This window comes from Pseudescherichia sp. (assembly GCF_031998825.1).
Taxonomy (GTDB): domain Bacteria; phylum Pseudomonadota; class Gammaproteobacteria; order Enterobacterales; family Enterobacteriaceae; genus Pseudescherichia.
The window spans coordinates 1-11,015 of sequence record NZ_DAMACX010000080.1 but is presented as its reverse complement, the minus strand read 5'-3'; the positions used below and the strand labels follow the sequence as shown (position 1 = coordinate 11,015).

Annotated in this window: 10 protein-coding genes; 2 read left to right on the top strand and 8 right to left on the bottom strand. The window is 58.4% G+C overall.

The genetic code is table 11. From position 1 onward, the window contains the following. Window positions 1-63: 63 nt before the first annotated feature. The 4 genes from fur to ybfF form a co-directional block, all read right to left on the bottom strand. Complete coding sequence (fur, locus tag RTP97_RS20550) at window positions 64-522, bottom strand: ferric iron uptake transcriptional regulator (RefSeq protein WP_042392094.1); 459 nt, start codon at window positions 520-522, stop codon at window positions 64-66. 290 nt (window positions 523-812) lie between these two features. Next, window positions 813-1,343, bottom strand: a complete 531-nt coding sequence (fldA, locus tag RTP97_RS20545) for a flavodoxin FldA (protein WP_312416915.1) — start codon at window positions 1,341-1,343, stop codon at window positions 813-815. A gap of 149 nt (window positions 1,344-1,492) precedes the next feature. Continuing rightward, window positions 1,493-1,786, bottom strand: a complete 294-nt coding sequence (ybfE, locus tag RTP97_RS20540) for a LexA regulated protein (RefSeq protein ID WP_042392097.1) — start codon at window positions 1,784-1,786, stop codon at window positions 1,493-1,495. Between the two features lie 130 nt (window positions 1,787-1,916). Next, window positions 1,917-2,690 carry an esterase gene (ybfF, locus tag RTP97_RS20535; RefSeq protein ID WP_312416914.1) on the bottom strand — a complete coding sequence of 258 codons (774 nt, stop codon included), beginning with the start codon at window positions 2,688-2,690 and terminating at the stop codon, window positions 1,917-1,919. A gap of 170 nt (window positions 2,691-2,860) precedes the next feature. Here ybfF and seqA point away from each other — a divergent pair, with 170 nt between their 5' ends. Both seqA and pgm read left to right on the top strand, forming a co-directional pair. Further along, complete coding sequence (gene seqA / locus RTP97_RS20530; RefSeq protein WP_312416913.1) at window positions 2,861-3,406, top strand: replication initiation negative regulator SeqA; 546 nt, start codon at window positions 2,861-2,863, stop codon at window positions 3,404-3,406. Window positions 3,407-3,430: 24 nt separating this feature from the next. After that, window positions 3,431-5,071: a phosphoglucomutase (alpha-D-glucose-1,6-bisphosphate-dependent) gene (pgm, locus tag RTP97_RS20525; protein WP_312416911.1), complete on the top strand. Its 1,641-nt coding sequence runs from the start codon at window positions 3,431-3,433 to the stop codon at window positions 5,069-5,071. Between the two features lie 62 nt (window positions 5,072-5,133). On the opposite strand, the gene speF is transcribed toward pgm, so the two are convergent. The 4 genes from speF to RTP97_RS20505 all read right to left on the bottom strand — a co-directional run. Next, window positions 5,134-7,293, bottom strand: coding sequence for an ornithine decarboxylase SpeF (gene speF / locus RTP97_RS20520; protein WP_312416909.1), 2,160 nt, complete (start codon window positions 7,291-7,293; stop codon window positions 5,134-5,136). Window positions 7,294-7,535: 242 nt separating this feature from the next. Next, complete coding sequence (kdpE, locus tag RTP97_RS20515; RefSeq protein ID WP_312416906.1) at window positions 7,536-8,213, bottom strand: two-component system response regulator KdpE; 678 nt, start codon at window positions 8,211-8,213, stop codon at window positions 7,536-7,538. Further along, on the bottom strand, window positions 8,210-10,897 hold the full coding sequence (gene kdpD, locus RTP97_RS20510) for a two-component system sensor histidine kinase KdpD (RefSeq protein ID WP_312416904.1): 2,688 nt from the start codon (window positions 10,895-10,897) through the stop codon (window positions 8,210-8,212). Before kdpD ends, kdpE begins: the two co-directional genes overlap by 4 nt. Further along, window positions 10,894-11,015 (bottom strand): potassium-transporting ATPase subunit C (locus tag RTP97_RS20505; protein WP_312416916.1); only part of this gene is annotated, 122 nt, incomplete at its 5' end. The genes RTP97_RS20505 and kdpD, both read right to left, overlap by 4 nt.

Sequence of the window (11,015 nt, the reverse complement as noted above, 5' to 3'; positions counted from 1 at the left end):
AGTTCACCGGGCGTTACAGGCCTGAAAAGTGTCAACCTATTCCAGGACTAGTCACCGTTTCAATTACAGCTTACGCGGCGTCGTTTCGTGCGCGTGTTCATTTTCGCGGCAGTCGCCTTCAGCGCAGTGACCATACAGGTAGAGGCTGTGGTTCGTCAGGCGGATGCCGTGTTTAGTGGCGATTTCACGCTGGCGAGCTTCGATAGAGTCATCGCTAAATTCGATCACTTTGCCACAGTCGAGGCAGATCAGGTGATCGTGATGATGCTGCTGGGTCAGTTCGAAAACGGATTTGCCGCCTTCAAAGTTGTGACGCGTCACGATCCCGGCATCATCAAACTGGTTAAGCACGCGGTACACGGTAGCCAGACCAATTTCTTCGCCCATGTCGATCAGTCGCTTGTATAAGTCTTCCGCACTGACATGATGGTTATCCGGTCCCTGAAGCACTTCCAGAATTTTTAAACGAGGAAGCGTGACTTTCAGGCCGGCCTTCTTTAATGCGGTGTTATTGTCAGTCATGCGGAGTCTGTCCTGTTGCTAATCGATCCACTTCCGAGGCGGAAGTTAATGAGAATGACCTTGAGTAAATGCGTCTCATTATAGAATTGCCACTTCTTAATGAAAACTACAAGTCCTCAAGTAAAGTATGCGTATAAAACGTGGTCTCGCCAACAAACAATCGTTGCGCGGCCCGTTTGACCAGGGGATATTGTACAGGTATGTACGCGAAAGTTAAAAATTTGTAGCAATTATTTCTATTGCTTTTATCTATCAATAGCAGCGCAGCACTAAGGCTGCGCCGTCTAAAATCAGGCGTTCGCGATCTCGTCCAGGTGCAGCTCTTCGGAGAGCTGTTTCACCCACTTCTCAACGCGTTCAGCGGTCAGCTCCGGCTGACGATCTTCGTCAATAGCGAGACCGACAAAGTGATCGTCATCGGCCAGGCCTTTGGACGCTTCAAAGTGGTAGCCCGCCGTTGGCCAGTGGCCGACGATGGTTGCGCCGTTGGGTTCGATGATATCACGAATGGTGCCCAGCGCATCACAGAAGTACTCTGCGTAGTCCTCCTGGTCACCGCAGCCAAACAGCGCCACCAGCTTACCGTTGAAGTCTACCTCTTCCAGCGTCGGGAAAAAATCATCCCAGTCGCACTGCGCTTCACCATAGTACCAGGTCGGGATGCCCAGCAGCAGGATATCATAGCCTTCCAGATCCTCTTTGCTGCTCTTGGCAATGTCATGCACGTCGGCAATCTCTTTACCCAGCTGCTTTTGGATCATCTTCGCGATATTTTCGGTGTTACCGGTGTCGCTACCGAAAAAAATGCCTGTAATTGCCATGAGTAAAATAACCTCTTGAAACTTAATGATATGGTGGTGGAGCACAGCCCACGGATAAGGGCAATAATAGCAGAACAGAGCCGTACGCGAAATTCGTAATCGTCCGGACTGCACTCTGTGCTACATGAAAGTGTGATTTGACGAGGTTTTCAGACGTCGCCCTGGCGGTGCAGGGCCTTGAGCTGGGTTAACAGCAGCTCTTCGATCAGCTCGCTGCGGCTCATCTGCCGCGCGTCGGCCAGCGCGTTGAGGGCCTCAACGGCGTCAGCGTTCATCTTTAGCTCGACGCGCTTAAGCCCGCGAACTTTATCGCGTTTAAGCTGGTTACGCTTGTTGATGCGTAGCTGTTCGTCACGCGAAAGCGGATTCGTTTTCGGTCGTCCCGGGCGACGCTCGTTCGCGAACAGATCTAATGTCGTACGGTCCGTTTGTTCTTTTGCCATGATTTTGGGTGACGTCGAGGGAAAACAGGCTGCCAGGGTGTCCCTGCGCGATTAGCGCGCCATCATACATCAGCAGAGCAGGGACGCCAACGACCGTAAGCCTTGCAGCGTCCGGTCGCCGGGTTTTTAATCAGCCTGCATCGTTGGCCAGATAGCGGCGGATCGCCCGCAGCACCGCCTCGGGCTTTTCAGCATGCACCCAGTGGCCAGCTCCGGCGATCACGTGCGCACGGGCCTGTGGGAACTGGGCGAGCAGCGCATCGCGATGTGCATCGGTGACGTAGGGCGACTGGCCGCCGCGGACAAACAGCGCCGGACGATCCCAGGCGGGCACGGTCTGCCAGCCAACAATATCGTCATAACGATCCCACAATACCGGCACGTTGAAGCGCCACTCGCCGTCAATAAAGGATTTCAGAAGAAACTGAATAACGCCCTCTTCGTGCAGCGTCTGGCGCATCAGAGCGGCGGCCTGCTGACGGCTGGTGGCTCCGGCGGCCGTCACCGCCTTGATAGCGGCAAAAATCTCATCGTGGCGGCGTACCTGATAGTTAACCGGCGCAATATCAATGGCTACCAGCCGATCGATACGCTCCGGGGCGAGCGCGGTAAGCGCCATCACCGCCTTGCCGCCCATGGAGTGACCAATAAACGTTGCCTTTTCGAGACCGTGCGCATCAACAGTATCGAGCAGATCCTGGGCCATAGCCGGGTAGTTCATCTCCGGCGAGCGGGGAGAGAGGCCATGGTTGCGCATATCCACCTGAATGATATCGTGATCGTTTACCAGATCGCGTGCCAGCACGCCGAGGTTGTCCAGGCTACCAAACAGGCCGTGGACCAGGACAATGGGAGAATTGTTGTGCGGATGTTGTGCAGTTTGCGCTCGGGTATTCAATTTCATGGCAAAGTTCTTTTTTTCGCTCTGTCGGGTTAGGGTATTATGTTGACCATTCTGCCGCCTGGCTGCAAGGGGTCGATGCGAACCGACTTTTGCCTGACGCTAACCGTTGTTGAGATTTCGCCTATAATCCCAACAGCTTGTATTCAGATAAGATACTCCACTGGATTAAAATGAAAACGATCGAAGTTGATGATGAGCTTTACAGCTATATTGCTAGCCACACCAAACACATCGGCGAGAGCGCATCCGAGATTTTACGCCGGATGCTGAAGTTTACCGCCAACGGCAGCAGGCCAGCGGCCACCGCCCCGAAAGAGGCCGCCATTGTCAACGTCCCGGCCGAGGTGAAGCCGGCTAATCCTGTGAAAGACAAAGTTCGCGCCATGCGCGAGCTGCTGCTGTCTGATGAATATGCAGAACAGAGAAAAGCGGTTAACCGCTTCATGCTGGTGCTGTCTACACTCTATTCATTGGATGATAACGCGTTTGCCGAGGCGACGGAGTCCCTGCATGGTCGTACCCGCGTCTACTTTGCGGGTGATGAGCAGACGCTGTTGCAAAACGGGGCACAGACTAAACCTAAGCACCTGGCAAATACGCCATACTGGGTGATCACAAATACCAATACGGATCGTAAACGCAGCATGGTGGAGCATATCATGCAGTCGATGCAGTTCCCGGCGGAGCTGATTGACAAGGTTTGCGGCACAATTTAACCCTTGCATAAGAAGGATCAGGCAATGGCAAACCATGAACGCGCAGGGCAGCCTGCACAACAGGGCGATCTGATTAACGTCGCTCAGCTCACCGCGCAGTACTACGTGCTGAAGCCGGAAACGGGCAATAGCGAACATGCGGTAAAATTTGGCACCTCCGGCCACCGCGGCAGCTCGGTACGCCACAGCTTCAACGAACCGCACATTCTGGCTATCGCCCAGGCGATTGCCGAAGAGCGCGCTAAAAACGGCGTGACCGGGCCGTGCTATGTTGGCAAGGACACCCACGCGCTCTCCGAGCCGGCGTTTATCTCGGTGCTGGAAGTGCTGGCCGCTAACAGCGTGGATATCATCGTGCAGGAGAACAACGGCTTTACGCCAACGCCTGCGGTGTCGAATGCTATCCTCGAGCACAACAAGCAGGGCGGAGCGCAGGCTGACGGTATCGTCATCACCCCTTCGCACAACCCGCCGGAAGATGGCGGCATCAAATACAACCCGCCTAACGGTGGCCCGGCCGACACCAACGTCACTAAAGTGGTGGAGGATCGCGCTAACGCGCTGCTGGCGGCCGGTCTGGAAGGAGTTAAACGCATTACCCTCGATGAAGCCATGAGCTCGGGTCGCGTGACCGAAAAAGATCTGGTTCAGCCCTTTATTGAAGGTCTGGCCGAGATCGTCGACATGGCGGCCATCCAGAAAGCGGGCCTGAAGCTGGGCGTCGATCCGCTGGGCGGCTCGGGTATCGAGTACTGGAAACGTATTGCCGAGCACTACAAGCTGGATCTGACCATCGTTAACGATCAGGTCGATCAGACCTTCCGCTTTATGCACCTCGACAAAGATGGTGCGATCCGCATGGACTGCTCCTCTGAGTGTGCGATGGCGGGCCTGCTGGCGCTGCGCGACAAGTTCGATCTGGCCTTTGCCAACGATCCGGACTACGACCGTCACGGTATCGTCACCCCGGCGGGGCTGATGAACCCGAACCACTACCTGGCGGTGGCAATCAACTACCTGTTCCAGAATCGTCCGCAGTGGGGCAAAGAGGTAGCGGTGGGGAAAACCCTGGTCTCCTCGGCGATGATTGACCGCGTGGTCAGCGATCTGGGCCGTAAGCTGGTGGAAGTGCCGGTGGGCTTCAAGTGGTTTGTTGACGGTCTGCACGACGGCAGCTTCGGTTTCGGCGGCGAAGAGAGCGCCGGGGCCTCGTTCCTGCGCTTTGACGGCACCCCGTGGTCCACCGATAAAGACGGCATTATCATGTGCCTGCTGGCCGCAGAGATCACCGCCGTCACCGGTAAAAACCCGCAGCAGCACTACGATGAGCTGGCCGAGCGTTTTGGCGCGCCAAGCTATAACCGTCTGCAGGCCGGGGCAACCTCAGCGCAAAAAGCCGCGCTGTCGAAGCTGTCGCCAGAGATGGTGAGCGCCAGCCAGCTGGCAGGGGATCCGATCACGGCGCGTCTGACCGCCGCGCCGGGTAACGGTGCGTCTATTGGCGGGCTGAAGGTGATGACCGACAACGGCTGGTTTGCCGCTCGTCCGTCAGGTACGGAAGATGCCTACAAAATTTACTGCGAAAGCTTCCTCGGTGAAGAGCACCGTAAGCTGATCGAGAAAGAAGCGGTAGAGATTGTTAGCGAAGTGCTGAAAAACGCCTGATGCTGTTAAGCGCCCGGCGGCATCGTGCTGCCGGGCGTTATTGTTTCCGCGTAATGTAGCTCTTACTCTTTGATCACGTTACACCACACCGTTTTACGCCCCTCATGCTCCTGAATGTAGACCCCCTGTAGCTCCGGTGCGAAGCCCGGCAGCAGATTGATCCCCTCTTCAAGCGCGGTAAAGTAGCGCAGTACGGAGCCACCCCAGACCTCACCCGGCACGACGCACAGTACGCCTGGCGGGTAGGGGAGCGCACCCTCGGCGGCGATCCGTCCCTCGGCCTCGCTCAGCAGGACCAGCTCGCTCTCGCCGCGAATAAAGGCGTAGTTGGCCTCCTGGGGCGACATGCGCACCGGCGGCAGGCAGGCTTTGCGGAACATCTCTTTTTGCAGCTGCTTAACGTTATTGCGTGCATAGAGATCGTGCATCTCCTGGCAGAGCTGGCGCAGGGTATAGCCCGCGTAGCGCTGCGGGTGCTGGTGGTAGATCGACGGCAGGACGTCCTGCAGAAGCGCATCGCTGACCAGCAGCGCCTCAAACTGCGCCAGCCGGGCTACCAGTTGCTGCAGTTTGCCCATCTCTTCCGCTGGCGTCAGCAGGAAAAGGATGGAGTTAAGGTCGCACTTCTCTGGCACCACGCCGTTCTCGCGCAGGTAGTTGGCAAGGATCGTCGCCGGGACGCCAAACTCCTCATACTCACCCGTGGCGGCATCGATGCCCGGCGTGGTCAGCAGTAGCTTGCAGGGATCGATAAAGTACTGGTGCGGCGCATAGCCCTCAAAGGCATGCCAGTTCTCGCCGGGTACGAAGTGGAAGAAGCGCAGGTCGCGGGCGATCTCAGCGGTGTTGTACGACTCCCATGGACGGCCCTCTACCGTTGTCGGCACGAAAGGACGGATAAACTTGCACTGATTGAGGATCATCTTGCGGGCCTCGACGCCCTGCTCAACGCAGCGCATCCACATCCGTTTGCCGCTCTCGCCCTCGTGCATGCGGGCGTTAACGTCCAGCGCGGCGAAGAGCGGATAGAAGGGACTGGTGGAGGCGTGCATCATAAAGGCGTTGTTCAGGCGTTTGTGCGGCACGTAGCGCGGCTGGCCCTTGATGTGACTATCCTTTTTATGGATCTGCGAAGTCTGGGAGAAGCCCGCCTGCTGTTTGTGCACCGACTGGGTAACCAGAATGCCAGGATCGTTCTCGTTGAGATCCAGCAGCAGCGGCGAGCAGTCGGCCATCATCGGAATAAACTGCTCGTAACCTACCCAGGCCGAGTCAAACAGGATGTAGTCACAGAGGTGACCAATGGTGTCGACCACCTGGCGGGCGTTGTAGATAGTGCCGTCATAGGTGCCGAGCTGGATCACCGCCAGGCGGAACGGGCGCTGGCGCTGGACATGCTCAGGTGCCACCTCCGCCACCAGCTCACGCAGGTATGGCTCTTCAAAGCAGTGCGCGTCGATGCCGCCGATAAAGCCGTAGGGGTTACGCGCCGTCTCCAGATAGATTGGCGTGGCGCCCGCCTGCAGCAGCGCGCCGTGGTGGTTAGACTTATGGTTGTTGCGATCGAACAACACCAGATCGCCCGGTGCCAGCAGGGCGTTAAGCACCACCTTGTTAGCCGACGAGGTGCCATTGAGAACAAAATAGGTTTTGTCGGCGTTAAAGACCTTGGCCGCATGCTGCTGGGCCAGGCAGGGCGCGCCTTCGTGGATCAGCAGATCGCCCATCGCCACATCGGCGTTACAGAGGTCGGCCCGGAACAGCGCTTCGCCAAAGAAATCGACAAACTGGTTGCCGGCAGGGTGGCGACGGAAAAACTGCCCACCCTGGTGCCCAGGACAGTCAAAGGCGCTGTTGCCCTGCTTGACGTAGTCCGTTAAGGCGCTGAAGAAAGGGGGACGCAGACCACGCTCATATTTCAGCGCGGCGGCCTCAAGCTGACGACCATAATATTCACGGTTGGCATTACCGTACTGGAAGACGCCATAAATATCGGGCAGATAGATTGCCGGAACAAACTCCGCCTCGTGAGTCATCACGAAAATGGGAATATTAAACCCGGTCTCTTCAATTTTCTCCACCATCCCTTTATGAATATCATTAATAGAGAGTACGGCGGCGGCAACGTCGATAAAATTGCTGTCGTGCAGATCGATTACATCACGTTGGGTGGCGATAAATTCCTGGCAGGCGCGGCTTGCCGCTATTTTCAAGCGTTGCATAATAAGTCCTTATTTTAGGTAATAGGCGTCCCGCAATTCTTTTATAGAATTGATTTTACAGGTTGGGATAGTGCTTGAGTCTAACTGGTTTCGCGGGCCATTTTATCGGCGGAATTAAATTTAGCCGTGAAGTTGATCAATAAAAAAACAATGAGGAAATAATATTTATATTGGCTACGCGCTTATTTAAAGTGATGGGATTATTCCGTGGAATTAAATATAATGCTAAAAGAGCGTTATATTTACAGCATAAAGCGGTAGCCAATACCGGTTTCGGTAATAAAGTGGCGCGGGCGGGCCGGATCGTTTTCCAGCTTTTGGCGTAGGTGGCCCATATAGATGCGCAGGTAGTGGCTGTGTTCGACCGCATTAGGGCCCCATACCTCACGCAGCAGCTGCCGCTGGGTAAGTACCTTGCCGTGATTGCCTATCAGCACCCCTAGCAGGCGGAACTCGATAGGGGTCAGGTGGATCTCCTCCTCGCCGCGCTGAATGCGCCTGGCGGCCAGGTCAACGCGTACATCAGAGAAGGTGACCAGCGGGTCGCTCTGACCGCTGCTGCCGTGACGGCGTAGCGCGACCCGCAGGCGCGCCTGCAGTTCCCCGATGCCAAACGGCTTGCTGAGATAGTCATCCGCCCCGGCGTCGAGGGCGGCAATTTTATCCTGCTCTTCGGTGCGGGCCGAAAGCACGATAATGGGCGTCTGACTCCACTGGCGCAGATCGCGGATAAAATCGAGGCCGTCGCCGTCGGGCAGGCCGAGGTCGAGGATAATCGCGTCAGGCTTGCGCGTCGCCGCTTCCAGCAGGCCTCGTTGCATCGTCTGTGCCTCGTGTACCCGCAGGCCATCAGCCTCCAGTGCGGCGCGCACAAAGCGAATAATGGCCTGCTCATCCTCAACGATTAAAATAGTAATCACGCTTCTCCGGTTAACTCATCAAGCCCTGGCGGCGCTGTTTGCGGAAGTGTAACACGAAAGCGCGCGCCCCCCTCGGGCCGGTTTGCTACGCTAATCGTGCCGCCGTGAACGTCGACAATGGCTTCACAGATAGCCAGCCCCAGCCCAACGCCTGGAATAGATGACTCTTTGTTACCCCGGGCGAATTTGGCAAAAATTTCCTGCTCTTGTCCCGCCGGAATACCCGGCCCGCTGTCCCACACCTCCAGCTGAAGCTGGTTCTCATCTCGCCAGGCGTTGATGCCGATCGTTGCCGCAGGCCCGGCGTATTTCATGGCATTCTCCAGCAGGTTGATCAGCACCCGCTCAAATAGCGGGCCGTCCACCTGCACCAGCATTAGCGGGTCGGGCAGATCTAGCTGAACCGCGCGACCGCCGCTGATGGGATCCAGCGCCTGCAGGGCGCTGCCGACGATCTCCTCCAGCGTCAGCCACTCCAGCTTCAGGCTAAAGCCGCCGGACTGGATGCGCGCCATATCGAGCAGGTTGTTCACCAGCCGGGTCATGCTCAGCACCTGCTGGCGGATCTCGCTGGCCTGGGGGGCGCGCTGGGATCCCTCGCTTGCCAGATCGAGGGTCAAAATCTCTGCCTGACCAAACAGCACGGTCAGCGGGGTGCGCAGGTCATGGGAGAGCGCCGCCAGCAAGGCGTGGCGAATACTCTCCCGCTCGCTGGTCAGCCTGGCGTGCTGCTCGCTGGTGGTTAATGCCAGCCGCTCCAGCGCGCTGGCCACCAGCAGGGCGAAGGTCTCCAGCAGCCGCTGCTGCTCGGGGATCATCAGCTGGCGCAGGCTGACTGGCTCGACAATGACCACTCCCCGGGTTTTATCACCGTTTTTCAGGGGTAGAATAAGATAAGGCACGCCGGGCAGGGTATCGGTACCGGCGCCGGCAGGCAGGCCTTTGCTCAGGCTCCACTGGGCGATGGCCTCGTCCCACGGGGTCATGCTCTGCGCAGGCGTCAGCGTCCGCAGCTTACCGCTCTCGTCCGGGAGCAGGATCTGGCTGCGGGCATGAAAGGTCGACTGGATAAAGGCCTCGCCGGTGAGGGCGATATCCTGCTCGCTGCGTCCCACCGCCAGCGCTTTCGACATCTCATACAGATGGCGGGTTCGCTGCTCGCGGTAGCGGGCGATGCGGGCCTGATAGCGCACTCCTGCGGTCAGGTTGCCGATCACCAGCCCCACCGTCAGCATCACGCCAAAGGTCAGCAGATACTGCACGTCGGAGACCGCCAGCGTGCCGCGCGGGGCGATAAAAAAGAGATCGAAGCTGATAACATTCATAATGGTCGCCAGCACCGACGGCCAGCGCCCGTAAAGCAGGGCAACGATCACCACCCCCAGCAGGTAGAGCATCACCAGGTTGGCGGCGTCGAAGGCGATAAGCCACTGGCTGGCAATAAAGGTAATCAGGGCGCAGAGCGCGATTGCCACCAGGCAGCCGGTGATCTGCACCCGCCACTTCTCCATCAGCGGCCGGGCGTCGGCTGCACGCGGGATAAATGGGGCGGCACTCTCTTCAAGGGCGACGACGAGCAGATCGAGATCCGGCGCGTGGCGAGCCAGCCGCTCGGCGAAAGAGGGGGGATGCCACCAGCGACGCTGGCCCTGGCGACCAATGACGATTTTGCCGAGGTTATGCTCACGGGCGTAGCGCAGCACGGCCCGCTCCTCCGCCGGATCGGCAAGGGTCGCGGTCTCCGCCCCCAGCGACTGCGCCAGCCGCAGGGCACTCAAAATGGCACGCCGCCGGTGGGCAGGCAGCTTGTGCAGGGTTGGCGTCTCAACGTATACCGCATGCCAGACGCTGCCCAGCTTCGCCGCCAACCGTGCAGCGGTACGCACCAGTTTCTCATTGCCCTGGCCGTGGCCGATACAGAGCAGGATGGCGTCGCGCGTATGCCAGACCTTCTCCAGCCCCTGGCGATCGCGCCAGTCACGCATCTGGGAGTCGACGCGGTCGGCGGTACGCCGCAGGGCCAGCTCGCGCAGGGCGATCAGGTTACCCTTGCGAAAGAAGTGCTCAATGGCGCGCTCGGCCTGGCCGCCGATATAGACCTTGCCCTCATGCAGGCGCTGGCGGAGATCGTCCGGGGGCAGGTCAACCAGCACCACGTCATCGGCGGCGTCAAAAAAGGGATCCGGCACGGTCTCCCGCACCCGGATCCCGGTTACGCCGCTCACCACATCGTTGAGGCTCTCCAGATGCTGCACGTTGAGGGTGGTAAAGACGTCGATCCCCGCCTCCAGCAGCTCGTCAACATCCTGCCAGCGCTTCGGGTGGCGGGAGCCAGGGGCGTTAGTGTGGGCCAGCTCGTCCATCAGGATCAGCGCCGGACGCTGGGCCAGCGCCCCATCGAGATCGAACTCTGTCACACGCCGCCCCCGATGGTTAGTGACGCCTGGCGGCAGAACCGACAGGCTCTCCAGCATCGCCGCCGTCTCCTGACGACCGTGGGTCTCTACTACCCCTGCGACAATATCCAGCCCCTGCGCCCGCAGGCGCTGCGCTTCGGCGAGCATGGCGAAGGTTTTGCCTACTCCCGCGCAGGCCCCGAAAAAGATCTTCAGCCTGCCGCGATGCGTGCTGCTGGCCTGCTCCAGCAGGCGATCGGGATCGGGACGCAACGGCTCGTCTGTCATTTGGGTGTGTCCTTATACGCATCAAGGGCGAGGTTAAGCTCCACAATATTCACTCCCGGCTCGCCGGTAAAGCTCAGCAGCGGTGTATGGGTGTGTTTGGCAACCAGCTGCGCAACCT